This window comes from Caballeronia sp. 11_S32, assembly GCF_056930355.1.
Genome location: NZ_JBXOWH010000006.1, coordinates 61,253 through 87,052 on the forward strand (window position 1 = coordinate 61,253; position 25,800 = coordinate 87,052).

A 25,800-nucleotide genomic window follows, 5' to 3' on the forward strand; every position below is an offset into this window, starting at 1 on the left:
TCACAGTGGATAGCGCTACGTCCAGAGCTACATCTAATGACTATCGGCGATAGATATCCGCAAGCACTTGCACCGGGTGACGAAGCGTCTTGCCTCGCAGACGTTTGACCTGACAGCGACAGGAATAGCCTGTCGCGAGTACCTCTGGGCTTTCCTCGTTCATGGCCGGGCAATCGGATTCGGGAATCTGGCGCGCCCAAGACAGCGCGAAGATGTCGGTCGATGTAGTCACGTTCCTCGCTTCATGACCGTAAGTGCCGGACATCCCGCAACACCCCGTCGATGGCATCGTCAAGTCCAGACCTGCCGCGGCAAAGACCGCTTTCCAAAGCGCTGTAGCTTGCGCGGCATTGGTCTTCTCCGTGCAATGAGCTAGTAACTTGAACGACTTGCGTATCTCGTTAGGCTTGTGTGACGAAGTGATCGCAGCCGCGAGCCACTCTTGTGGCAGCAACACATTCGGGACGTTTTCGCTTCCGAGTACCTTTGAATATTCCTGGCGATACGTCAGCGTCATGGCCGGGTCGACTCCAACCAACGCGACACCCGTATTAGCAATATCGAGGAGCGTCTGGGCGTTCTTAAGTGCGGCCCGTGCAAATCGTGTCAGAAAGCCCAGAACGTGAAGCGGCTTACCATTCGGATGAAAGGGTGCAAAAAGGACGTAAAATCCCAAAGATTCCGCGAGGTCGACAAGAGCAGTTTCGACGCCGCCACTAAAGAAACGCGTGAAAGTGTCGCGGACCATGACCACGCAACGTTCCCGTTCCCTTGCGTTCATCCGCATCAGAATCTCAGGCGTCGCAATAGCGCATCGGTTCGACTTGCTGGCCTCGCTCTGGGCGATACTCGGTGTGTCGACCAGTCCGACAACGTGCTTGAGCAATAGTCGCGCGAACCGGCTTTCCACAACGCCGTTGTAAAACTGTCGCCCCCCGGGCACGGAGACCAGCCGCGGAATCGTGTATTCGAGAGAAGCAATCATGTAGTCGCGAGCCGGGCGAAGATATCGCGTGTGGTAATGCTCCAGAAATCGTGATCGGAACTCGGGCACGTTCACCTTGACAGGACACTGAGCGACGCAAGATTTGCAGGCGAGGCAGCCGCTCATCGCCTCATACACCTCGTGCGAAAAATCATCTTCGTGTCGACGGCGACGCAACGAATTGATGAAACGTACCGGCAAGCGCATTGCACGCGGTCGTGCGATCAGGTCGGTACCTTCCGCTACCTGCAGACGTAACCACTCACGCATCAACGATGCACGGCCCTTCGGCGAATGAATGCGTTGACGTGTCGCTTTCCATGACGGACACATCGAATCGTCCGGATCGAAATTGAAGCAAGCGCCATTTCCGTTACATTGGACGGCGTCACTGTTCGCTTCCCACACGGCGTCGTTGATCTCACGATTGAGCTCACCTGACAAGGTGATGGCATCAATCTCGAGAAGCGGGCTATCGACGCCTTCAGGTATGGCGATCTTTCCCGGATTGAGCTGGTTAAACGGGTCAAACGCTGCCTTGATTCGCTGCAAGGAGGGGTAGAGGCGCCCGAAGAAGGCCGGTGCATACTCCGAGCGCACGCCCTTCCCGTGCTCGCCCCAAAGAAGTCCGCCGTACTTCGTGGTGAGCTCCGACACGGCATCCGAGATGGGCCTGATCAGGGCAGCATCATCGGGGTCTCTCAGATCGAGCGCAGGACGAACGTGCAACACGCCGGCGTCGACATGGCCGAACATCCCATACTTCAAACCATAGGAATCGAGCAACGCGCGAAACTCTTCGATGTACTCCGCAAGCTGCTCCGGAGGGACAGCCGTGTCCTCGACAAACGGCTGCGGCCGCCTTCTACCGCGTACGTTGCCAAGAAGACCGACTGCGCGCTTTCGCATTGCATAAACACGGTTGACCGCCACATGTCCCCAGGCGATCGTGTGGCCGAGACGCCGAACGCTCTGATCCGTGCTGATGTGCTCGACAAATTCAGCGACACGGCTTTGCAGCTGACCGAGCTCATCGGCGCTGAATTCAACGAGGTTGATACCTTGCGCGCTTCGCTCGTCGTTATAGTCCGGGAAGAACTCGGATATCGAAGTCCAGACAACGTCATCGCGTGCTAGCGCGAGTACCGTGGAGTCCACCGTCTCGATGGACAGCGGTCGATTTTCCATCAGAGCGCGCGCATCCCTCAGCGCATCCATGAATCCTTCATACTGGATGTTCACGAGCGCCGAATGAAGCGGTATCGGCAACACGTTCAATGTCGCCTCTACAACGAAGGCGAGCGTACCCTCCGCGCCGCAAATCAGGCTATTCAGGTTCAGCCTTCCGTCACGTTCGCGAAGATGCGCGAGATCGTAGCCCGTCAGGCAGCGATTAAGCGGCGGGAAAGTGTCTCGTATGAGGTCAGCCTGGTGGTCGGAAATCTCGCGGGCAGTTTTGTAGGCCCGTCCGACAATATCCGTCCGTGCGCAAAGCTGTTCCAGTGCTGAATCGTCGACCGGCTCGGAGACGAGCGGAACGCCTCCAAGCAACACGCTCTTCAGAGCGATGACGTGGTCGCGCGTTTTTCCATACGTGCAGCTGCCTTGTCCGCTGGCGTCCGTGCTGATCATTCCGCCAATCGTGGCGCGGTTCGACGTGGACAGTTCCGGAGCAAAGAATAATCCGTGCGGTTTGAGAGCCGCATTCAATTGATCCTTGACGACGCCTGCCTGAACCCTTGCCGTGCGTTTAATCGGATCGATTTCAATGATGCGGTTCATGTGGCGGGACAGGTCGACGACGATACCGTCGGTCAATGACTGGCCGTTGGTGCCGGTGCCACCGCCTCGGGGCGATACCACGACACGTCGAAAACGCTCCTCGGCGAGCAGCCGCGCGATGCGCTCAACGTCAGCGGCGTTGCGAGGGAAAATCGCAGCCGTGGGTCTGCGCTGATAGATCGAATTGTCCGTTGCGAGTACCGTGCGCGTCGCATGGCTGACGTCGATCTCGCCCTCCAGTCCCGCAACCCGCAGCGCTTCGAGAAACGCTGCTTCGGAAGTAGTGTCTCGTGCTTCTTCTGGTTTTATCTTTATGACCTTCATGTCGCTTACCTTTCATGCGTCCTTGCGCGGCACTCTGCGTACGTATTGCTTCACCTGCGTCCATCAGAGCAACAGGCCTGACGCGTCGTCGTGATGGCCGCATTCGGAGAGAAGACGCAAGGTTACGCGTCGGCTGCCCGACATTTAGGAGATAAGGCTTGCCCTGTTGATATGACTTGCCGCTGCTCGCCAGGTACATGCGTCCCGGCGAGCGACGCGCGCGCGAGTTCAACCGATCTGAACTCTGTCGAGAATCTCGTCTGAGCCAACCTCGAGAGGAACGAAATTGGTCGAGCGCACATAATCCGGTCGCGGTTGCTCGACCTGTTCAGGCTTGTTCTTCACCTGGTTGTAGACGACATAGGCCTGCCATCGATCGTCACCGGACAGGTTGTGACCCGAGGAATGCACGATGTTGGCGTCGAAGAACACGACTGTTCCCGGGCGGCCGATGATAGGCACGGCCTTGGGATGGCTGGATAAAATATCGAGCATCGTCGGCTTGGGTACAACGTAGAAGCGGTAACCGGTTGCCTCATCGAACGTCGGATCGAGTGAACCAAGCTTGTGGCTTCCCGGGATGAAGTAGAGACATCCTCCCATTTCGGTCGGCTCGTCGAGCATGACCAACGCGGTTGTCATCTGCGGTTCTTTCACGCCGTCGATATGCCAGGTTCCGAAGTCCTGATGCCATTGCCAGACGGAGCCGTCGATAGCCGTCTTCAGATTGCACTTCGTGTGATAGACGTAGAGTTCGGGATCGTCGATCAGTTGTTGTGCCGGCTCGAGTAATCTGGGGGAGCGCACTGCGGAGTGAAAGACCGCCGATGCCGTCGGACTCTCTGCTTCGTGAACTTTGTAGATCGTCTTCGCGATGCCGCCCGTTTTTTCACGGACGAGATGGTCGGTGTCAATCTTCTGAATCCGGCGCAACTCGCTCTTCATATGCTCGACTTCGTCTGCCGAGAAAAGCTCCGTCAGAACAACGAATCCATCGCGCTCGTACGCTTCCAATTGCGACGCGGTAAGTTTCATGAGGCATCTCCTACTTGTTGGTGTGATGTCACGATCCTAAGACCCGTAGAGTCCAATGTAAAAGATATAATAAGTTGCGTATCGATACCTAAAAGGTTCCAAATGGAGCTGCGTCATCTTCGCTACTTTCTGACGGTGGCACGTACACTCAACTTCACGAAGGCGGCGGAGGAACTTCACATGGCCCAGCCACCGTTGAGCCGGCAGATACGGGAACTGGAAGAGGAACTCGGCGTCTCGCTTTTCGAGCGCCGGGGCAAACGCGTGTTCCTTTCATCGGCGGGCCAGGTTTTCGAAGAGCGGGCTAGGCGAATTCTGGCGGACACGAACTCCGCGATCGTGGATTCACAACGCGCAGCAAGAGGGGAAATCGGCCGGGTGGCGGTCGGATTCTTTGAGCACATCGCGTACACGCTGCTGCCGCCGCTCTTGCGTGAATTCCAGCAGCGTTACCCCGCCGTGACAGTCGAACTTCGATGGTTTTCCTCTGCGGAACAGATCAATGCGCTGGATCGAGGGGACGTCGATCTGGCCTTCGTTCGCTCTTTGCCGCCGGATACCCAACTAAACAGCGTCTTGTTGCTTCAGGAGCCGTTTTACGTTGCCATCGCGAAGGACAACCCTCTCGCAGCGAGACGGCAGATTTCCATCAAGGACTGTATGCACCTGCGCGTCATCAATTACCGGAAAGACGTCGCGCCGGACTATCATGCCACCATCAACCAGTTGTGCGCACTGGCCGGCTTCTCTCCTTCCACGAGCTTCGAAATGGGACAGATCTACGCGTCCCTTGGCCTCGTAAGCGCCGGGTTTGGTGTGACGCTCGTACCTGCGTCGGTTCAACGAACGCACATGGACAACGTCGTTTATCGTCCGCTGCGCGAGCAACACGCGAAAAGCGAACTGTACCTCGCGTGGAAGGAACCCAACCCGCCCGCTGCGCCAGGCGCTTTTGTTCAACTCGCGTGCGAAATAGCCGCGCGCGCACCGGACAAAGCGAAGGTCGAGTAAGGCAAGCGGTACGACTTCAATTGCGATGAACAGGTTAGTTTTTCCGGTTGAACTGTCAGCACAACTACTTTGATTTACGGCCGCCGTATGTAGCGTTGATTTGACTGCTTGTCCGGTCGCGTTAGAAGGCAGTGTGAAGCCGCTGAAGCAGCTCATTCAACGTCAGGTCTCGGTTTGGCACGATCCGCATCACCGAGGACAGCGGCCAAATTATCGGGGGATTTAGTCAGCGCACGGAGATGTCTTGATCACAATAGCTGGGTGACGGACAGCTATACGGTGGAAAGCCGCCGTTCGACTGTCCTTTCATGCCGTCGAAACCAACGATTGCACATGGCCGAGCCCGGCCAGACGTGGACGGCGCGCGAGGTCGGCCATAGATTGGCCTCGTCGGCCAGCAGTCGACCCAACTCGGCCGTTCAACTCTGGGTACCCCGAGCGTTTCTTGACGAGGTGCAACGGCCAGTCGCTCGCCATCTCCGACGGCGCGTCGCCAGCCGCAGCCCACGTTCAACGGAAGTGCAAGCTTCGACGGCTATCGACTTTTACGAGCAGCAACCGCTCTATGTGACGACGACGTGGCCCGTGCAGCCAACTGGATCTTTGCATAAGGATCGATGCCGGCAGCGGGCACTGGCTTGCCGATGAAGTATCCTTGCGCGGCATCGCACCCAAGCTTACTGACGAACGCGAGTTGCTCCTCATTCTCCACGCCTTCCGCTACCGTTTCCATAACAAGGGCGCGAGCGAGCGCCACCATCGCTTCAATCGTCGCACGAGCCTGCCGGCGAGTCTCATCGACGGAGAGTTGCTGCACGAACGACTTATCGATCTTGATGCGGTCGACGGGCAACTTGGTCAGGTACGAAAGGCTCGAGTAGCCGGTGCCAAAATCGTCGAGCGAGACGGTCGCGCCCAGTTCCCGGACGGCTGCGAGCGAGCGCGAAACGGCCACGAAGTCACTCACGATGACCGTCTCAGTCACTTCGATGTCGAGTACTGAAGCGCATACGCCGGCCGCCTCGGTTGCCTTCGAGACCAATGCAGCAAGATCGGAGCTCTGAATCATCTCAGCCGACAGGTTCACGGCGACCTTGAACCGCATACGGTCGGCGACCTGCCATTCCGCCGCCTGGCGTAATGCGTGTTGGATCAGCCACTCGGCCGTCGCCTCGTAGGCTGGCGAATCGAGCAGGACATCGAGGAAAGCGGCAGGCGCAAGGAGCCCTAGTTGGGGATGGTTCCATCGCAAGAGCGCTTCTGCACCATAGATACAGCCGGTGTCCAAGTTCAGTTGCGGCTGATAATGCAATTCGAACTGGCGCGCCGCGCTAGCACTCTCCAGATCCGCGCGTAGCCGAAGGCGATGCGAGAGACGCTGCGCGTCCTCCTTGCTAAACGACCACACATGCGAACCGCCCAGGCGCTTCGCCTGATACATGGCGGTGTCTGCATTGCGCAGCAACAGGTCGGCACTCGCCGCCGACATGGGGTACCGCGCCAACCCGATGCTTGCGCTTACCGACGCGCGCACGGACGGCGTCTCAATGCGCTCCCGCAACCGACCTATGATGTTGCGAGCAACGCGCGCGGCGTCGTCTTCGGGCGCGTCAACGAGGAATACCACGAACTCGTCACCGCCGATCCGCGACGCATAGGCTCGTTCACCGAGCAAGCCAGAAAGACGCTCGCCGATCACGCGGATGACTTCATCCCCAGCCGCATGGCCAAACGAATCGTTGATTTCTTTGAAGCGGTCGAGGTCGATGAAGAGCACATCGACGGAATCGGCGGTGCAATCATCGACGAGACGGTGAAGGCGGGTAAGCAGTTCCCGGCGGTTAATGAGGCCGGTGAGCGCATCATGCGTGGCTTGCTCCGACAAACGCGCCGACATCGCGCGCGCCTCGGTAACATCGCGCACCAGCACGGTGATGCCGGATTCGCAGGGGAATGCCCGCGCTTCGAACCAGGTATCGAGCGGCGCGTAGAACTCAGTCGTGGTGCTAGGCAATCCGGTCTCGGCAGCCTGCCGATAAGCTTTCTCGTAGCTCGATCCGACAAGGTCGGGATACTCAGCCCAGATTTCGCGACCGATCAACTCCGTCGACGGACGTTTGAACAGCCGCGCAGCGGTGCGGTTGACGTGTCGAAACTTCCACTGCCGGTCGAGCAACATTACGCCGTCCGTGATGTGATCGAGCACTTGAAAGTCTTCCACGCCTGCCCTCCGTTGACAGACTATCGAAGTCTGCCATATGTCTAATAGCCACAAGCCGATATCGTAGGACAGTTTCGCCACGTTTGTGAACGGTATACGAGGCCGCCAGGCAAACGCCAGCGCTCGGGCAATGGCAACGGTGACGACGGTCGAGCTTTCCGAGCGCCGTAGTTCCCCGAGCCCATCGGCGTTGACACGGCGCGTGTAACGCGGTATTGTCCGACAACCTGATCAATCGTCTACGCAATGCTCGAGCTTGAAAGACCTGACTCGCTGGTGCAGCGGGTAGTAGGAGCGATCCGCGCTGAGATTCAGGCGGGCAACTTCCCCGCGGAATCTCGCTTGCCGACCGAGCAGCAACTCTCGGAGCGGCTCAATGTCAGCCGCTCGGTTGTCCGCGAGGCGATCGCTCAGTTGAAGTCCGACGGGGTGCTGACCGCGCGCCGGGGCGCCGGATCGTTTATTTCGGACACGCCTTCGGGCACGGTTTTCCGCCTTCCCAGCCACGACGGCAATCGCATCAATCTCCCGCAATTGTTCGAGCTTCGTCTGTGGATGGAAACGCAGGCAGCCACCGCGGCCGCGCGACGTCGTACACGCGCGGACCTCAAGCACATGAGTGACGCGATCCGCGAAATGGAAAAGAACCGCAACGATTCCAAAGCGGCATCGGCGGCGGATGTCGCCTTTCATCGCGCCATCGCGGCGGCGACGAAAAACGAGTACTTTGTCGCGTTCCACGACTTCCTGCATAGCCAGCTCGCGATAGCGCGGCGCGCGCAGTGGGAAAAGACGGCGCACCACGCGGGCGACTTCGCTTGGCGCGAGCACGGTGAACTTTTCGACGCCATCGAACGCGGCGATTGCAACGAGGCAGCCGCCTCGGCCGAGCGCCATCTGCGCGCGGCGGCAAAGCGCCAAGGCATCGACCTGCCTCGCAACGACTAACACGGCGGCACCTATGCCCAGTGTGGGTGCCACCGTTCTTTTCTCTACTTTGTCTGACAACCTGATTTTCCGACCAATGAGCGTTACACGTCTCGCTTTCGATACGAACCAATTACAAACCGGAGACATTCAGTGAAAGAGCAAGTCCAAGTCCGAACCTACTTCAAACACCTTCCGCTGGCAGGGGTCGCCGCCGCATGCGCATTGATGGCCGCCGGCAAGGCGCACGCTCAAGGCAGCGTCACGTTATACGGCGTCGTCGACGAAGGCGTGAACTACACGAGCAATGTGCAAACGAGCGTGGGCAACGGGCATAACCTGCTCAGCCTCTCCAGCGGCATACTCAGCGGCAGTCGCTGGGGGTTGCGCGGCGTGGAGGACATCGGTGGCGGGTTCAAAGCGATCTTCGTGCTGGAGAACGGTTTTGACGTGAACAACGGCAGGATGGGCCAAGGCTCACTGGAATTTGGTCGCCAGGCTTATGTCGGACTCTCCACGAAATTCGGATCGATTACCCTCGGCCGCCAGTACGATCCGGTCGTCGATTATGTGCATGCACTGATGCCTAGCGCGATGTTCTCGGGGAGCATCGGCGCACATCCGGCTGACGTCGACAATCTGAACAACGCGAACCGCGTGAACAATGCGATCAAGTACCGCACCGTCACGTCGAACGGTTTTTCGGCTGAAGCGCTTTATAGCTTCGGCGGCGTTCCCGGTAGCGTCGGCGCGAATCAGATCTGGTCCATGGGCGTGGGCTATTCGAGCGGTCCGCTCAACGTGGGCGCGGGATATCTCAACGCGCGCAACCCGAATGCTTCGTTTTTCGGCACGGCGGTCGGCGCCACGGCGGCGAGCAACAACTTCGGCAGTTCGCCCGTAATCAACGGCTATGCGTCGGCGCAAACCGAGCAGATCATTGGAGCCGGCGTGACCTACGCGATCGGCCATGCGACGCTGGGGGCCATTTACTCCAACACCAAGTTCAAGAACCTGAGCGGCACGGTATCCGCCTTGAACGCCGCGGGAGCGAGCGGCACAGCAACCTTCAACAGCGCCGAACTTGACTTCCAGTATCAATTGACGCCGGCGCTGTCGCTCGGCGCAGCCTACAGCTACACGAAAAACAGCGGCGCACATGACGCCAGGTATCACCAAGGCGCGCTCGCTGCCGACTACGCGGTCTCCAAGCGAACCGACTTCTATCTGATCGGCGTCTTGCAACACGCATCAGGTACCGACTCGACTGGCCACGCGGCACGCGCTGCGCTCAACGGCCTCACTCCATCGGCGTCGGACCAGCAGGCGGCCATTCGTTTCGCCGTGCGCCACAAGTTCTGACGAGTCGCCCACCTCGCCTCACCTCCAACAGGATGTTCCAGTGAATATCACCCGTTCGCTCACCGACGAGAACCGCGCGCGCCTTCGTGGCGTCAGCACGGCGACCTTGACCACTGCACTCTTCAAGCGGGGCCTGCGCAACGTCTGCGTTCAGGGCGTGCTACCCGTCAATCCAGCGGCGGCCCGGATGGTCGGCGAGGCGTTCACGCTTCGTTATATTCCGGCGCGCGAGGACCTCGACACCATGTCCGTCTTCACCGATCGCAGTCACCCGCAGCGGCGCGGCATCGAAGAAATTCCGGCAGGTCATGTGATGGTCGTCGATTCCCGCAAGGATCCGCGCGCCGCTTCTGCGGGCGGCATCCTTATCACGCGGATGAAGATGCGCGGCGTCGCCGGAATCGTCACCGACGGCGGATTTCGCGATACGCCGGATCTGCGCGCGCTCGATTTCCCGTGCTATGCGGCCCGTCCGTCCGCACCGACGAACCTGATCCATCACCATGCGGTCGATCTGAACGTGCCGATCGCGTGCGGCGATGTCGCCGTGTATCCCGGCGACATCATCGTCGGCGATGCCGAAGGCGTGGTCGTCATTCCCGCGCACCTCGCGAACGACATCGCCGAGGAAGCGGCCGCGATGACGCTTTTCGAGGACTGGGTCGATGCGCGAGTGCGCGAAGGCCGTTGCACGTTCGGCCTCTATCCGCCCGACGAATCGACGCGCGCGGAATTCGAGGCCTGGCAAGCAAACCGCAGCAAGTAGGCCGGGCTGGGGCGCCACGACGCGCGCCAGCCCCATTTTGCCGGAACAGTGACGCGACGACTTCACTGCGCCGCGCAGCCACAATAACGTCAAGCGCCACGGCGAGCGGTGAAAGCCGCCGGGCATGGAGACCATAGTGACAAACCGTAGTCTGGAAGCTCAACTTTTCACGCGCGTGGCGTGGCGGCTCGTCCCGCTTCTCATCGCGATCTTTCTCACCGCCTATATTGACCGCGCGAACATCGGATTCGCCAAGTTGCAGATGCTCACGAGCCTGCATATGAGCGAGGCGTCGTACGGGTTCGCATCTTCACTGTTCTTCATCGGCTACCTGTTGTGCGAGGTGCCGAGCAATCTGGCGATGCATCGGTATGGCGCGCGCCGCTGGATTTCGCGCATCATGTTCACGTGGGGCGTCGCGACGCTGCTGCTGGCGTGGACGCCGTCCGAAACAGCGTTCCAAGTGCTGCGCTTCTTGTTGGGCGCGGCCGAAGCGGGACTTTATCCCGGCATCATTCTTTATCTCGGCATGTGGTTTCCGGAGCGCCAGCGCACCGGCATCATCGGACTGCTCACGCTCGGCAGCAGCATGGGCAATATGCTCGGCTCGCTGATCGGAGGCTTCTCGCTCGAATTGCATGGTTCGCTTGGACTTGAAGGCTGGCAGTGGGTGTTTCTTACGACGGGCACGCCCGCCGTGCTGCTGACGTTCGTCTCCCTGTACTTCCTGCCGGACAATCCGCGCTCGGCGCGCTTTCTCTCCGAGCGCGAGAAGGAAATCATCGAGGACAATCTGCGCCGTGATCCTGCGCCGGTCCAGGCAACCGGCGGCGCCTGGTCATTCAACTCGCTCGTGACCGTGGCGCTGTTTTCGGTCGGCTATGGCACGATCTCCATTGCGATCTACGGTATCGCCTACTGGCTCCCTACACTTGTCCGCGGCTTTGGCGTCTCGAGCAGCGTCAACGGTATGCTCAACATGATTCCGTGGTTCCTGACTTCACTCATGCTGCTCTGGCTCCCCCGCCGCTTGCGCACGCCTAGAACCGTGCTGATGGCAGCGTTCGCTGCCGCGTTTCTCGGCATTCTGTGCTTCGTCGCAAGCGTCGGGCCGTTTTCGAATGCGGTGCGTTTCGCGGCGCTTTCTCTCGGCGCGCCGTGCCTGTATCTGATGATCCCGTGCTTCTGGGCACTGCCGCCGCGGCTCTTGCCCGCATCGTTCATGAAAGGCGCGGGCGGCGCCGCGGCGCTCGCGGTCATCGCCGCGGGCTCCAGCGTCGGCGGCTTCCTGGCGCAGAACATCATGCCGTGGGTCGGCAAGACGATGCATAGTACGTCAGCGCCGATGCTCGTGCCCGCGATCAGCTTGCTGTTGCTCGGGATTGGGGCGCTCGTCGTGTGGTTCCGACTGGGTCTTGCGGGACGCGACGGAAGCAATCCAGTCACGGCCACGCGCTGATGCGCGCAGAAGCCTGTTCTCACTCCCAGGCATATTCGAACGGTCCCCGCGCTCGTCTCGCCCTACGCGAGCAAGACGGATAAGCGCGGGGCTACTGGAAAACTGAAGGTCGTTGCGCGGCATGATCATGAATAGGCAATCCAAAAGCGTCTCCCGGCGAATGAGCGGCTTCCTGTCGCTCGCCGATTTCGAAGCAGCGGCCAGACGCAAGCTGCCGCGCCCTCTTTTCGGCTACGTCGCGGGCGCGACGGAAGACAATGCGTCCCTCGCGGACAACCGCGCGGCGTTCAACGAACTCGGCTTCGTTCCGCGCGTATTGCGCAACGTGTCGCAGCGAAGCCAGTCGATTGAACTCTTCGGCGTACGCTACGAGTCCCCAATCGGCATCGCCCCAATGGGCATCAGTTCGTTGACGGGCTACCGGGGCGACCTCGCACAGGCGCAGGCGGCACGCGCATGCGGCGTACCCATGATACTCAGTGCAGCGTCGCTCGTCCGGCTCGAAGAAGTCGTCGATGCCGCGCCGGGAACATGGTTTCAGGTGTATATGCCAAAAACGCTTGAGGAGATGCGCGCGCTGGTGGACAGAGTCAGCGCCGCCAACGTATCAACGCTGGTCGTCACCGTGGACTCGTCGGTGGTGCCCAATCGGGAGAACAATTTGCGCAACGGCTTCAGAACTCCGCTCAGGCCAAACTTTCAGCTGTTACTCGACGGCCTGACACATCCGGCCTGGTCTCTCTTCACGCTCCTGCGCACGAGGCTTCGTCACGGCATGCCGCATTTCGAGAATGCTTCGGCACAACGAGGCGAGCCGTTGCTCTCGCGTCGGGCCAACCGGGATTTCAGCGGGCGTGAGCACCTGGACTGGGATGCGATCGGCGAAATCCGCGCACGCTGGAAGGGCCCGCTCGTGATCAAAGGCATCCTGCATCCGGATGATGCCGTGGCTGCGCGCAATCTCGGGGCAGACGGCATCATCGTGTCCAACCATGGTGGCCGACAGCTCGACGGTTCAGTCTCACCGATACGCATGCTCGGTGACATCGTGGAAGCCTGCCCGAACATGCCGCTCATGATCGACAGCGGCTTTCGCCGCGGCACCGACGTACTGAAGGCAGTTGCTCTCGGCGCAAAGTGCGCTTTTATCGGGCGACCGATGAACTACGCGGCGAGCGTGGGCGGTCAGGTGGGCGTGGAGCATGCCATCGGTCTCGTCAAGGCCGAGATTCATGCCGATATGGGGCTACTCGGTGTCAACCGCCTCGACGAACTGGGGCCCGAGTTTTTGCGGCTGCTAAGATTCGGGCTCGGCGATCTGACTCCGAACCGGGATCGATGACTTGATACGAGCTTGCGGAAGGCAATAACTCCTCGCGCAGTGCAAGCAGAACACTTTAGCCGATATCAATCGTGCGGGTGGCGGCCAGACGGCCACCACCGGTTCCTTGCCCTACCGTTGTTGCCGGCCCGCGGGCTCAGTCCGTCCGTACTTCGATTCGGCGCGGCCGGGCTTCGTCGCGGCGTGGTATCGCTAGCTTCAACACGCCATCTTTGAGGTTCGCATCGATTTTCGAAGCGTCCAGGTCAGCCCCAAGAGAGAACGCCCGCGCGAAGTGAGGCCGACGAATCTCCGCATGCTGCAAGCGCAGCCCTGCCGGCGTAGGTACCACCGCTTCCGCCTCGATGTATAGGGTGCCGTCGTGTACCTTTACCTCTAGTCGGTCCTTTGTCACGCCGGGCAAATCGGCCCACAGGGTCACGCCGTGGCTGTTCTCGAAGATGTCCACGGGCGGCGTCAGCGTGATGCGACGTTGCGACGGGTCGCCTTCACGCCTGGCCACTTCCGTTTCATCCTTCTTCGCAAGCTGCATCGTGTCATTCATGATGTTCTCCTCAATCCGATAACGATTTCATTGCACCGTGATGGCCCGCGGCTTGGACGTCTCCCGCTTGCCGATGCTCACGCTCAGGCAGCCATTGGTGTATTGCGCCGAGACCTTGTCGGGGTCAGCGTGCTGCGGGAGTTCAATGACGCGCCGGAAAGTACCGACGAACCGCTCCTGCGCGTAGGTGCGCATGTCGTCGCCAGTTGCTTCCGGCTGCGAAGGCTCGCGCTCGCCGCTGATGGTCAGCAGCCCCTTGTCGATGGATACGTCGAGTTTCTGCGGGTCGACACCCGGGGCGAACGCCACGATCTCGATCGAGTCGTCGGTTGAACCGATGTTGATCTGCGGGAAGGCGCCAGAGGGCCCGGAACGGATGCTGGACGGGAAACCGCCGAAGAGGCCCGCCATCTGCCGTTGCAGACGGTCGAACTCGCTAAAGAGGTCGGTCCCAAAGTTGAGTTCGCTCATGGTCAATTCCTCCTTTAAACGAGCAGGAAGACGAACCGGCCTACGCGCTCCAGTTCGTCTGCCGTGCCACGGACAAACAAATCGAAACACGCAGCGCGCCGGACTGCCGGCGCGACTGCCTGAGCGAAATCTAAGATAGGTTACGAAGCAGGAATTTCAAGGGCGAGCGATGACATTAGACGCGCCACCGCTGGTACGGCTTGAAAATCGTCGCTTTGCCCATATCGTCCGCGCAAACAGATTGATTCGGAGGACATCGTGGAATTCGATACTGATTGGCGCACGCTGGGCAAGCACCGCATCCGGCTGCGCTCGGCCAAAGGCTTCCCGACCGAAGTCATGCACCAACTCGCTGAAGTGACGCGGACCGCGGTCGACAACAATATGAGTGCGCGGGCGCGCATCGTCGACATCGTCTTCCGACAAGAGAAGACCTACGACATCACGGTCGGCTCTACCTTGGCGGAGGATCGAATCTGCGCGCCGCAACTGGAGGCCGCGATCGCAACGGTGATGGGCCTTGTGCCGGACCAGATCAATATTTTTGTCCGGATCGTGGCCCAGGAAGAAGTCGACCTGCACTTCGGGGTGTATGAACGCATGCTTGCGGAAAAGATCGGTGCCGTGCCACCGATACAGTGATGTCAGGCCATCGTATCCGGTGCGGCAAGAGCAAGACCGGCGGTGACTTTGCAGTGTAGCGGGCTATCCAGCTTGTCCGAAAGTGCGGCAACACCGCGTGCGGTCGCGCTCCGTGCGAGCGTCTGAGCTTGTCCCGATGTTTGCTCGTGCGTGCTGGCGCAAACTTGGCCCATTTTTTGCATTCCACAGCGGCCAACGGAACACACAACACGCTTGAAACCTATGCTAGCGACGATCAATCAACCAGATCCTGGCCGTATCTCATCGGGCATCGACGGCCTGGACGATATCCTGGGCGGCGGGTTGACGGCCCACCGCATGTACCTCATTGAAGGCGCACCGGGCGCGGGAAAAACCACGTTGGCCATGCAGTTCTTACTCAGGGGTGCTGAGGTCGGCGAACCAGGCTTGTACGTGACTCTGTCGGAGACTAAGGCCGAACTCGTGGCCGTCGCTGAAAGCCACGGCTGGGACACCGCTCACATCACGATTATCGAACTGCTCACGGATGAGGGCCTCGATCCTCGTTACGAACAAACGATCTTGCATCCCGCGGAAGTCGAACTGGGCGAAACCGTCCGGGACGTCATCGCACGGGTCGACGACTTGCAGCCAGCCCGCCTCGTCTTTGACAGCCTGTCCGAGCTCCGAATGTTATCGCAGAGCCCGCTGCGATACCGTCGTCAGATCCTCGCCCTGAAGCGCTATTTCGCCACCCGAGCCTGCACGGTGATGCTGCTCGATGACAACACCTCGGAACCCGGCGATCTCCAATTGCATAGCATCGCGCATGGCGTCATCTGCCTCGATAACTTGGTGCACGATTATGGCGGCGAACGCAGACGGCTGCGCATTGCCAAGATGCGCGGTATCAAGTTTCGCGAGGGTTATCACGACATGACGCTCGAAACGGGGGGCATCAAGGTCTATCCCCGTCTCGTCGCCGCGGAGCATCACAGCGACTATTCGGCGAACGCTTTGAGCACTGGGACATCAGGGCTCGATGCACTCCTCGGCGGCGGCCTCGTTCCGGGCACAAACACGCTATTCGTCGGGCCATCGGGAGTCGGTAAAACAACCACCGTCGCCTCGTGTCTGCTGGCCGCACTCGAGCGCGGAGAAGCCTGCGTCTACTATCTCTTTGACGAGACGCGAACCACGCTGCTAAGGCGATTAACCAACCTCGGCATCGATCTCGGGCGCCACCTGGAAAGTGGGTTGCTGACTCTGCGCCAGGTCGATCCCGCCGAGATCTCGCCCGGTGAATTCGCCAGCGATGTGCGTCGCAACGTTGAGCAGGACAATGCGCGCTTCGTCGCCATTGATAGCCTCAACGCGTTCTTGCAAGCCATGCCTGGAGAGCGCTTCTTGCTATTGCAGATGCATGAATTACTCACCTATTTGAACCAGCGCGGCGTGATCACCATGCTTGTCCTGGGACAGCACGGTGTCATCGGCGAAATTCAAAGCGACGTCGATATCAGCTATCTCAGCGATGTCGTCGTACTGTTCCGCTACTTCGAGCGTCGGGGTGAAGTGCTCACTGCGGTCACCGCGGTCAAAAGTCGCGCGAGTGGACACGAGCGCTCGATTCGCCAGTTCCAGCTTGGCAGTGGCGGCCTGATCGTCGGCGAGGCATTGCGCGACTTTGACGGCATTTTGGGCGGGCTACCCAGATACCAGGGGGAGACGGCTATGCTGCCTCCTTCGTCAAGCAAGCAGGATCCGTCAGCCGACTAGCACCATGGAATTTCGCGTTCTCATCATGGCTCCCTTCGGCCGCGACGCTGATGTCATCGCCGACGTTCTTGCGAGCGACAGCCGAATCTGCGTCTCCTGTCTTGACCCAGGATATCTGTTAAAGGAATTCGAAAGGGGCGCGGGCGTTGCGATCATTACGGAAGAGGCCATCAAGGACGATAGCGCCCGAGCACTCGGAGAGTGGCTCGAACATCAAGCTGCCTGGTCCGATCTCCCCGTCATCCTGCTCTCAGGGCGTCTCGCCGAACGTCGTTCCGCGGCGAGCCTGCACCTGCTCGAACGGCTGGGGAACGTACTGGTTCTCGAACGGCCCTTGAACTCCGAGACTTTGCGTCGCGCGGTGACATCGTCCCTGCGCGCCCGCGCCCGGCAGTATGAGTCGCGCAAGCATCTGGCGGAATCCGAGCAACATCTGATCGAACGCGTAAAAGCGCAAGAAGCGCTCGAGCACCTGAATGAATCGCTCGAAAGTCGTATCAGCGAACGCACGCGTGAGCTTGCATCGGCGAATGATCGGCTCATGAAAGAGATTCACGAGCGCGCCAAGGTGCAAGCCGTGCTCGTGCAGTCGCAGAAGATGGAAGCGCTGGGCCAACTGACGGGCGGCATTGCTCACGACTTCAACAATCTTCTCAATGTCATCATGGCCAACGCCGAGTTGCTTGCTCGCCTGAGCGATGACGAGCGGGTGCGCAAGATGGCTGCGACGATCAAACGCGCCACTGAGCGTGGAGGCAAGCTCACCGCCCAGTTGCTCACGTTCTCACGCACGAGCAACCTCGACCTGAAGGCCGTGAACGTCACTTCGCTGCTCCAGGGCATGCGTGACATCATCTCGATCTCGCTGGGACCGGCCATCGCGTTCTCAACACATGCAGACGCGGAAGATCTCTGGACGCTGGCGGACGCCAATCAGTTGGAGCTCGCCGTGCTCAACCTCGCCATTAACGCGCGTGACGCCATGCCGGGCGGCGGACGCCTTTCCATCCACGCAGGCGAGCGAGCCGCGTCGGACGAAACACTTGCCGCCGGGCGCTACGTTGTCGTCAGTGTGAGCGATTCCGGGACCGGCATCGAGCCAGGTGTCCTCTCTCGCGTGTTCGACCCGTTCTTCACGACAAAGCCGGTCGGCAAGGGTACCGGACTGGGGCTAAGCCAAGTGTACGGAATCGCACGGCAGGCGGGCGGTATTGCGCGCATTGAGAGCGACGTGGGAAAAGGCACCACTGTAGAGATGTGGTTGCCGCGCGTGGAGAAGGAAGCGCAGGAAATCGCCGCGGGTTCAAACCTGGACAACCGCGCTGTGGAGGGGCGCCATATCCTTGTCATCGAGGACGACGAGGAAGTCCGAAGCATGCTTGTCGAATGCCTGCAGGCTTTCGGGTACACCGTTTCTCAAGCTCGTGACGGCGCCGGCGGTCTCGAGCGCCTTCGCGTCGACGACCCTGACCTGCTGATGGTCGACTATGCCATGCCAGGTATGAACGGATTGCAGGTCATAGAGAAGGCCCGCGAATTTCGAGAGAATTTGCCGGTAATCCTGGCCACGGGCTACGCAGATGTCGATATTTCGACAATCACTGATCAGCGCTTTACGGCGCTGCGCAAGCCATTTCAGCTCGACGAGCTTTCACGCGTGGTCCGCTCGGCACTGAGTGCGCCCGCATGATGCGGTGTACCGGCCTCAAGCTCAATTTGCGTACCCTGAGGTGCAGCAGGTCCATAGAGGTAAGTGTTCCAGCACGGCCCCTCAGACCCGCTGATGACACATCCATTCGATATACCATGATGCCAGTCGTTCAGGAGGCATGGGACGTCCGATAAAATAACCTTGTGCGACGTCGCAGGAGGTCCCCTTCAAAAATTGCCAGTCGCTGGAATCTTCCACTCCTTCGGCAACCGCACACATGTTCATCTGTTGAGCAAGTGAAAGACTGGCGTTGACGATCGCTTTGAGTGACTCATCGTGCCATGCGCCGTGGATGAATGTTCGGTCTATCTTGAGCTCATCGAACGGGATGTCGCGAAGGTGCGCAAGCGATGCGTGACCGGTTCCAAAATCGTCTATGGACAAACTGATTCGCTTCAGGCGCAGCCGCGTGATGATGTCGAGCGATATGAGGCGGTCCTGCATCAATCGCGTCTCTGTTATCTCAAGCGCCAGTCTCGAGAGCGGAAAGCCCGCGGCATCTGCGGCGCCGACCACAAAGTCCGGGAAATCGAGCGCTGTCAGGTTGTCCATCGACAAATTGACAGCAAGGCGCATATCCAGTCCTTGCGCCTGCCAGTGCGCGCCTTGAACCAGTATGGACGGCAAGATGGCTCGCATGAGGTCGTCGACAAGACCATATTGCTCGGCCAAGCCGACAAAGTGCTCTGCCGTAACGATTCCATCCCGCGGATGTCGCCATCGCACCAACGCTTCGACGCCGTGCAACGCTCCGGAGGAAATCGCCACCTGCGGCTGATAGTACGCGGTCAGTTCGTTTTCGGCAATCGCGCGACGCAGTTTGTCAGGCTGGTAGCGCGCCCTTTGCTGGACCGCGGGCCGACGCTCGACGGCGGCCGGCGATTGAAGGCGTTGCTGCAACTGCTCACGCGTCGCAGGCTTCATCAGGGATCCCAGTACGCGCAGCCCATGGGCCGAGGCCAACCTTGCGGCGCTCTTGAGAATTCGCGGGTCTTCGCCACTCACGAGCACCAATTTGCCGTCCCATCCCATTGTCACCAGCCGACGCACGAATTCGACACCATCTATGGTCGACATCTGAAGATCCGAAAACACGACATCGACGGCGATGCTTTCTTGCTCCAACGAACGGAGTGCGTCGGCGGCACTGCAGTGAGGAATCACCTCGTGGCCGAGTTGGGTCAACTGAGTCTCTAGCAACTTGAGTGCGAAAGGCTCGTCGTCGACGACCAAAATCCGACTTTTCTTATTGAAGTCTCTCATTGCGCAGACCCATTGGCGCCGACCATCACATGCATCATGAATCCGCCCTTCACGTCGAGCGTGTCATCGGAACGAAGCTGTCGAGCTTCTCAATGAGCTTGACCTTCTCGAGCGGCTTCACGAGGAAATCCGCGGCGCCCGCCTTGAGGCTGTTCAGCACCATGCTGCGTTCGCTGTGCCCCGTTAGCATGACAATCTGCATGCCCGAGAAGTTGGCGACATCGCGGATTCGGCGCGTCAACTCAATGCCGTCCACATCGGGCAATCCGATATCCATCAAAACCAGATTTGGACGATGCTGCCAGAGCAGACTCATGACTTCCGAGCCCGAATGCGCAAAAACGAGATCGACGCGATATTCGGAAAGCGCGCGCGCGACGAGCTTGTGCTGGAACGTATCGTCGTCCACCATCAGTATGACCGGTCGAACGCGGCGGGACAGCTCGAGTAGCGTATTCACGGGCGCAAGACGCGCGCTCATTTCGCGGCTAGCACGAGTGACGAGGCCACGCAAGCTCGCGACCGTTTCCCACATCGCGCCAAGCTGCATTCTAAGGCTGGCCAGCTCGCCGACATCTGGATCGGCACCGGCACGGCGGCCGGATTCCATCGCATTGTTCGTTCGAGGCTCGCTCGACATATCGCCCTGTGCCTGCACTGCTTGCGTCAGCGTTGCGGCGGCGATCTCGATTTGTTGTCCGACCGACGAGATGAACTGCGCCAGCTCCGGTTCGAGCGCTGCCAGAGGATGAATCTGATTCGCGAGCTGATGCGCGGGCACTTCGTTATGGAGCGTTGCGCTCAGCCGGCGCAACGCATGGTGCACGGCCATGCGCAGACGTGGCGCGTCGTTTGTTATCGGCCAGAACAACACGTAGTCGTCAAACTGCTCTTTCTTGCACAGCTCGTAAGCTCGCCAGAGGTCATGCTTCGAACACAGAACCAGCGTCCGATGGGGTATGACGTGGGCGTGTTTGCTATCTCGGTGAATGTCGAGACAGTACTGATTTGCCGCCTCGAGCGAGTCGAAGGCGAGAATCAGCACGCTAGGACGGTACGCTTCGAAATCACTAATCGAGCATTCTGGCTTCGTGGATGTTTGCACGTTGCCAAATTCCTCGTTGAGGAGTGACAAGACAAGTTCGGCATCCGCGACTGCATCCGTCGCAACGAGGATCGATGCTTTCTGCGGGGAGAAGTCTGTTTTCAACATGGCAACGCTTAATGAATGAATATCTATTGCAGCATCGATGCAATCTCGCGCTCGACGACGGCGAGCGCTACATCGAAGTGTTCAACCCATCGGACCAATGTAGCGAGGTCGCCGGTCTTACCGGCGTTCTCTAGCTCCGCGCACAAATCGGCCAGCGAGGTAGCGCCGATCGAGCGGGACGACGACTTCAACTTGTGCGCGACTGACCCCGCCTCGCGGCCGCGGCCCTGCAGGCAATGGGCGCGCAGTTCAACAGCAAGATGCTGTACGGATTTAAGGTAATCGCCGAGCAATTCGCGCAGGACCTCGGGATCATCACCCACGATGCCCTTGAGCACATTCGCGTCTACGCCGAGCGTTCGCGCATCACCTGGCCGCGGGGGCTGAATCTCCTGCTCGGGCGCATGCTTCACATCGGGGAAATGCCTTTCGAGCACGGCCTGAAGCCGCGCAAGTTGCAACGGCTTGGTCAGGTATCCGTCCATGCCGCAAGCCACTGACCGGGCAGCCACGCCTTGTATTGCATTTGCCGTCAAAGCGATGATCGGCATTCGCGCACCTCTCCTCGCCTCTTCTCGCCTGATGGCCTCTGCCAACTCGTAGCCGTCCAGTTCCGGCATATGCAGGTCGGTTAAAAGGAGTGCATAGGTTGAACGACGCCATAGATCGAGCGCCTCGGCCCCATCACTCGCCACTTCGGCAACGTGACCGAGCAGGGCAAGTTGGCGAAGGATGACCTTCTGGTTGATTTCATCGTCTTCCGCGACGAGGATTAACCGTCCCTGCTCGCGCGCCCCTGCGACTGTCATTGGATACGACTCGTCCTTGACCAGCAACGCCGCATTTGCAGTCGGTGCTGCCGTCTCCGGCATCGCCCGGCCAACCGCTACCATTGCCGCACGCCTGAACGACTGCCGTCGCAATCCGTCCGCTCCGATGACAACGATCCCGCGACCTTCGAGGTCCATGGCCCGGTGTGCTGCCTGAACAATTCTCACTTCAGCGACGGCCGATGGCGCGTCGTCACCCAGATCTAGCAGTTCAAACGGCTGCAGCGCCGGACCGTCGTCTCTGACGATCAGAATTGAGTCGCACGATAGTTCGAAGGCTTGCTGGCAGCCGTTTAAACTGTCGACAACGAAAACCTCTGCGCGCGCGCGTGAGCCAGGCACGAATGGCTTCGGCGTCGTACTGAATGGACTGCAGCACAAGGCAGGTGATGCCTTCCAGGTCCGGTTGCCGGTCTATCTGCCCGGATACTGGCGCGTGGCAAGGAAGCGTAACCACGAAGGTCGAACCGACCCCCGGATTGCTCGACACCGTTATCTTCCCCCCCATGAGGCTGACGAGCCGGTGGCAAATGGCAAGACCAAGCCCAGTCCCACCGAACTTGCGTGTGGTGGAGACTTCTGCCTGGCTGAATGGCGTGAAAAGGCCGGCTATCGTGTGTTCGGACATGCCGATGCCATCGTCAGCGACGTGAATCCGTACTCCGCCCGGCGTATTTGAATCGACGTCCAGTCGAACCGATACGTTCCCGACTCGTCCTGAACGTCTGCCCGAGAACTTGACCGCGTTGCCGACAAGATTGTAAAGGACCTGCCTGAGCCGTGTGTCGTCGCACAGTACAATGTCCGGCATTTCTGGCTCGACAGTTATTGAAAGGCTCACGCCGGCCCGCTGAGCCACTGGCAGGAGGGAGGCGCACACGTTCTCTGCGAGTTCCACAATGGGAACCGGGGCGTGCTCGACATCGAGTTTGCCCGCTTCGATTTTAGAGAAGTCCAGAATGTCGTCGATGATCGCGAGCAGCGAGTGGCCCGAATCTCGAATCGTCGAGACCATATCGTGCTGATCACACGCTAGTTGAGTACGCGCAAGCACCTCTGTCATGCCGATGACGCCGTTCATGGGCGTGCGTATCTCGTGGCTCATCATGGCCAGGAACGCGCTCTTGGCTCGTGATGCAGCCTCTGCATTCGCGGTTGCCTGTTCCAACTGCCGGGTTGCTTCATAGATCTCAGTGACGTCGCGTGCTGTCGCGTAGACGACGCCATCGAGTTCGGCGGCGCTCCAGGATAGCCATCGAGACGATCCGTCCTTGCACAGATAGCGATTCTCGAAGTGATCCATCGGCGGACCAAAGCAAAGCTCGCATACTCTGCTTGCTGTCCTTTCCCGGTCTTCCGGGTGGACGAACTCGATAAAAGGCCGGGCGAGCAGTTCGTCCGCACTCAAGCCGAGCACCCGGGAAAAGGCGGGATTGACTCTCTTGAAATATCCGGTCGGTTCTACGACACAGGTCAGATCTCGAGACAAACTGAAGAGGCGGTCGCGTTGCGCTTCAGCTTCCTTGCGGCCGCTGATATCGTGAAGCATGGCGAGCACGGCGGGTGCACCATCCATTTCGTAGGGGACGGCCATCGCCTCGCCAATGAACGTTGTCCCATCCACGCGCAACCATTTCTCTTCCATGGGCGGCACCGCGGCCCGCTCATCGTTCAATCGGGCCATGCGCTTTTCGACGGCGGGAATGCTGTCTGGATGTAGAAAGTCAAGGATAGAGCGCCCCACCACCTCTTGCGGCGTGTGCGCGCGTAGCATCTCGAGCGCCTTGGGGTTGGCGAATTTAATAATGCGATTCTGACCCAGAAACACCGCGTATGGCGACAATGCAATGAGTTGACGATAGCGAGCTTCGCTTTCCATCAGTGCTTTCTCGTTGGCATATTCGCGGCTGACATCGCGAAGTACCAGGACCACACCGTTGACACGAACGCCGTGCCCACGAATCGGACTCGCGCTAAGCGTTACGTTTCTCCTTTCCCCGCTCAGAGAAAGGAGCGTATGGCGATCCGCGAGGCGCACCACCTGCTGGGTCATGAGCACGTCGTCTATCGGAGCGGCAGCGCTAGCGCCAGTTGCCGCACTGATAAGCGAAAAGACGTCTGTGTGGTGGCGGCCGACGGCGTCGGCACTCTTCCAGCCGGAAAAGATTTCGGCCACGAGATTCATGCGCTTGACGCGCCCCCGTTCGTCGACCGACACGACTGCATCGCCGATTGCCTGGAGCGTGCTTTCGAGATCGCGCTCGCTATCAGCGATTCGCGATTGCGCAGTGATATCCCTAAAGAGCGCAACGGTCCCCATCGAAGAACCGCATCGTCTTTCCACGCGAAGCTCATAGACGGCAGGTGTCGACGAATCGAGCTGGAACACAGCGCTCGTGGCGCCATCGGCGGATACATCGCACAGCATCGATGCCATACGCGACGCCTTTTCATCGCGTGCCGCGCTTTCGTCTTCGCGGAAGAATGCGGCGGCCAGCACTGCGGCGGTGGCATGTGGGAGATCGTCCGCCGACCACCCAAGCAGCGTGAGCAGATTGGGGTTATAACCGTCGATCTCACCTTCGGGCGAGAATCCTACGGTCGCGTCCGGTACTGCCATGAAGAGTGATTCGATCCGTTGCGCCTTGAGCGCTCGGATGCTGTCTGCCTCGCGCTCGCGTGCGTCGGCGACCTTCATCTTCGTGAGAAGGATAGCCCGGTATTTTTCGGCAGCGAGGATGAGAACCGTCAGCACGATCCCCGCCAGCAGCAGCGCCAGGGCGCGGCCCTTGAACGCGCGCAGAAAATCCGTGACCGAAAATCCCACGACCACGGCGACCGGATAGTCGGCCAGTCGTTTGTAACTCATCGTTCGGTACACGCCGTCCACCGGACTGGCGCCCGAAAGGTGCCCGCTCTTTGTGGCAGTCAAGGCCTTGCGCAGTGGGTCGTCCTCGAGCAGTTGTAGATCGCCGGCGTTCGAAGGACCGCTTCGTCGGGCACGGACGACATAGTCACCCGGTACCTATGACCGAAATCATCCCTCGATTGCCGACGCGCAGGGCTTCGTAGAATTCGGTCAGATACGACTGGGCAATCGAAACCACCACGACCCCGAGAAAACGGCCCGAGGAATCATCGATTCTGCTTGAAAGCTGTACTGACGGCTTGCCGCTGACGCGCCCTACGACTGTGTTACCGATGAAGAGGCCGATGCCGGGATTGTCGATATGAATTGCAAAGTGTTCGCGGTCGGCAATATTGACGCCGTCAAACCGAGGCGCGGTTGATGATCGCACCGCTCCCTGACTGTCGACGACTGAGATTTGTTCGAACGGGTCGAGCTTCAATAATCCGGGTGGCGTGTAATCGGATAGCGGGAGCCCCAGGCCGCGTTTCTGAACTTCCCATGCGACGACGGCTGCCATCTCGTCTGCTTCGCGCAGCACGCGACTCGTATGCGCTGCTAAGGCATCGGCCAATATGTCGGTCTGGTTTCTCGCCCTGCAGAGCTCGATGCGCGCATCCCAGATCACGAACGCGCCAAGCGCCAACCATAGCCCGATAATGAACATGACACTGAACGCGTGTCGCGCGCGGCAGAGGCCTGCGAGCCAGTTGAAAGACTCGCGCAGTAGTGCCAGCGGAACGGGAGGTTCGAGATTCTTCACGGAGTCTTTCTTGATCGGAAATGCAACTTGTTCATCGCAAGTTCGCGAAGCCCATGCACCCTTTCGGCAATCTTTGCAGCGCTCGATATAGATCAAAGGTTAATTTTTCAAGGTTAACGACCGCTCTGGCGGGATCTTTAGCAGGCTGCTGAAATTTCCCCTTTAGCGCTCAGCGCCTGCGAAAAGGCGAACCCGCGAACGTCAGCAGCAACGCTGGACAACGCGTGATGGGCAAGGTGCGCGTGGCGTTGGAGAAGAGGCCGTCCTGCTCGGCGAGTTCACGCCTGCGGCCCGCATGGACCTCCCGCAGCAATTGCTCCATTGCGCGAAGAGGCGCCTTATGCACAGCAGGGAAGGGAAAAAAATCAGCAGGAAGGCGAAAGAAACGTCCGCTCGCATGGGTCAACATCAAGGGCCCGGGTCGGCTTTCTCTGCCGCCGTCACTCCCATCCACGCCATGATCGGCGTCACCAGTACCCAAGTCTTCCTCCAGACCGATCC

20 protein-coding genes are annotated in these 25,800 nt (G+C 59.7%); 9 read left to right on the forward strand and 11 right to left on the reverse strand.

The annotated features are described in order from the left end of the window. Positions 1-40: 40 nt before the first annotated feature. Positions 41-3,091, reverse strand: coding sequence for a D-2-hydroxyglutarate dehydrogenase YdiJ (gene ydiJ / locus AC1Z32_RS38970; RefSeq protein ID WP_483484202.1), 3,051 nt, complete (start codon positions 3,089-3,091; stop codon positions 41-43). Between the two features lie 228 nt (positions 3,092-3,319). Beyond that, positions 3,320-4,126 (reverse strand): phytanoyl-CoA dioxygenase family protein, encoded by an 807-nt coding sequence (locus tag AC1Z32_RS38975; RefSeq protein ID WP_483484203.1) that lies wholly within the window; start codon positions 4,124-4,126, stop codon positions 3,320-3,322. A gap of 102 nt (positions 4,127-4,228) precedes the next feature. Between AC1Z32_RS38975 and AC1Z32_RS38980 the strand changes: the two genes are divergently transcribed. Then, positions 4,229-5,137 carry a LysR family transcriptional regulator gene (locus tag AC1Z32_RS38980; protein ID WP_483484204.1) on the forward strand — a complete coding sequence of 303 codons (909 nt, stop codon included), beginning with the start codon at positions 4,229-4,231 and terminating at the stop codon, positions 5,135-5,137. Between the two features lie 535 nt (positions 5,138-5,672). Here AC1Z32_RS38980 and AC1Z32_RS38985 read toward each other — a convergent pair. Further along, the gene (locus AC1Z32_RS38985) at positions 5,673-7,358 is read right to left on the reverse strand and encodes a putative bifunctional diguanylate cyclase/phosphodiesterase (RefSeq protein ID WP_483484205.1); all 1,686 of its coding nucleotides are present in this window, start codon (positions 7,356-7,358) and stop codon (positions 5,673-5,675) included. A 246-nt stretch (positions 7,359-7,604) separates the two neighbouring features. Between AC1Z32_RS38985 and AC1Z32_RS38990 the strand changes: the two genes are divergently transcribed. The 5 genes from AC1Z32_RS38990 to AC1Z32_RS39010 all read left to right on the forward strand — a co-directional run bounded on the left by AC1Z32_RS38990 (position 7,605) and on the right by AC1Z32_RS39010 (position 13,214). Beyond that, positions 7,605-8,306: a FadR/GntR family transcriptional regulator gene (locus AC1Z32_RS38990; RefSeq protein WP_483484206.1), complete on the forward strand. Its 702-nt coding sequence runs from the start codon at positions 7,605-7,607 to the stop codon at positions 8,304-8,306. A 177-nt stretch (positions 8,307-8,483) separates the two neighbouring features. Then, positions 8,484-9,647, forward strand: coding sequence for a porin (locus AC1Z32_RS38995; protein ID WP_483484506.1), 1,164 nt, complete (start codon positions 8,484-8,486; stop codon positions 9,645-9,647). 46 nt (positions 9,648-9,693) lie between these two features. After that, the gene (locus AC1Z32_RS39000) at positions 9,694-10,413 is read left to right on the forward strand and encodes a ribonuclease activity regulator RraA (protein ID WP_483484507.1); all 720 of its coding nucleotides are present in this window, start codon (positions 9,694-9,696) and stop codon (positions 10,411-10,413) included. A 136-nt stretch (positions 10,414-10,549) separates the two neighbouring features. Then, the gene (locus AC1Z32_RS39005) at positions 10,550-11,872 is read left to right on the forward strand and encodes an MFS transporter (protein ID WP_483484207.1); all 1,323 of its coding nucleotides are present in this window, start codon (positions 10,550-10,552) and stop codon (positions 11,870-11,872) included. A 127-nt stretch (positions 11,873-11,999) separates the two neighbouring features. Beyond that, positions 12,000-13,214: an alpha-hydroxy acid oxidase gene (locus AC1Z32_RS39010; protein WP_483484208.1), complete on the forward strand. Its 1,215-nt coding sequence runs from the start codon at positions 12,000-12,002 to the stop codon at positions 13,212-13,214. Between the two features lie 136 nt (positions 13,215-13,350). Here AC1Z32_RS39010 and AC1Z32_RS39015 read toward each other — a convergent pair whose 3' ends face one another. Together AC1Z32_RS39015 and AC1Z32_RS39020 are read right to left on the reverse strand one after the other, a co-directional pair. Beyond that, entirely contained in the window at positions 13,351-13,758 is a 408-nt protein-coding gene (locus tag AC1Z32_RS39015; protein WP_483484209.1) for an Hsp20/alpha crystallin family protein, read from the reverse strand. 27 nt (positions 13,759-13,785) lie between these two features. Beyond that, complete coding sequence (locus AC1Z32_RS39020) at positions 13,786-14,229, reverse strand: Hsp20/alpha crystallin family protein (protein ID WP_483484210.1); 444 nt, start codon at positions 14,227-14,229, stop codon at positions 13,786-13,788. 258 nt (positions 14,230-14,487) lie between these two features. On the opposite strand from AC1Z32_RS39020, the gene AC1Z32_RS39025 reads away from it, so the two are divergent. The 3 genes from AC1Z32_RS39025 (at position 14,488) to AC1Z32_RS39035 (ending at position 18,301) form a co-directional block, all read left to right on the forward strand. Continuing rightward, positions 14,488-14,871 carry a hypothetical protein gene (locus tag AC1Z32_RS39025; RefSeq protein ID WP_483484211.1) on the forward strand — a complete coding sequence of 128 codons (384 nt, stop codon included), beginning with the start codon at positions 14,488-14,490 and terminating at the stop codon, positions 14,869-14,871. A 222-nt stretch (positions 14,872-15,093) separates the two neighbouring features. Next, positions 15,094-16,611, forward strand: a complete 1,518-nt coding sequence (locus AC1Z32_RS39030) for an ATPase domain-containing protein (protein WP_483484212.1) — start codon at positions 15,094-15,096, stop codon at positions 16,609-16,611. A gap of 4 nt (positions 16,612-16,615) precedes the next feature. Continuing rightward, a complete protein-coding gene (locus AC1Z32_RS39035; protein WP_483484213.1) occupies positions 16,616-18,301 on the forward strand; it encodes a response regulator in 1,686 nt (561 codons plus the stop codon). Positions 18,302-18,382: 81 nt separating this feature from the next. Here the strand turns inward: AC1Z32_RS39035 and AC1Z32_RS39040 are convergent, their stop codons facing one another. The 6 genes from AC1Z32_RS39040 to AC1Z32_RS39065 all read right to left on the reverse strand — a co-directional run bounded on the left by AC1Z32_RS39040 (position 18,383) and on the right by AC1Z32_RS39065 (position 25,780). After that, a complete protein-coding gene (locus AC1Z32_RS39040; RefSeq protein WP_483484214.1) occupies positions 18,383-19,585 on the reverse strand; it encodes an EAL domain-containing response regulator in 1,203 nt (400 codons plus the stop codon). 49 nt (positions 19,586-19,634) lie between these two features. Next, positions 19,635-20,798: a response regulator gene (locus tag AC1Z32_RS39045; RefSeq protein ID WP_483484215.1), complete on the reverse strand. Its 1,164-nt coding sequence runs from the start codon at positions 20,796-20,798 to the stop codon at positions 19,635-19,637. Between the two features lie 23 nt (positions 20,799-20,821). Then, on the reverse strand, positions 20,822-21,766 hold the full coding sequence (locus tag AC1Z32_RS39050) for a response regulator (RefSeq protein WP_483484216.1): 945 nt from the start codon (positions 21,764-21,766) through the stop codon (positions 20,822-20,824). Positions 21,767-21,839: 73 nt separating this feature from the next. After that, positions 21,840-24,497 carry a PAS domain-containing protein gene (locus AC1Z32_RS39055; protein ID WP_483484217.1) on the reverse strand — a complete coding sequence of 886 codons (2,658 nt, stop codon included), beginning with the start codon at positions 24,495-24,497 and terminating at the stop codon, positions 21,840-21,842. 145 nt (positions 24,498-24,642) lie between these two features. Continuing rightward, positions 24,643-25,299, reverse strand: a complete 657-nt coding sequence (locus tag AC1Z32_RS39060) for a PDC sensor domain-containing protein (RefSeq protein WP_483484218.1) — start codon at positions 25,297-25,299, stop codon at positions 24,643-24,645. 169 nt (positions 25,300-25,468) lie between these two features. Further along, positions 25,469-25,780 carry a hypothetical protein gene (locus AC1Z32_RS39065; protein WP_483484219.1) on the reverse strand — a complete coding sequence of 104 codons (312 nt, stop codon included), beginning with the start codon at positions 25,778-25,780 and terminating at the stop codon, positions 25,469-25,471. Positions 25,781-25,800 lie beyond the last annotated feature (20 nt).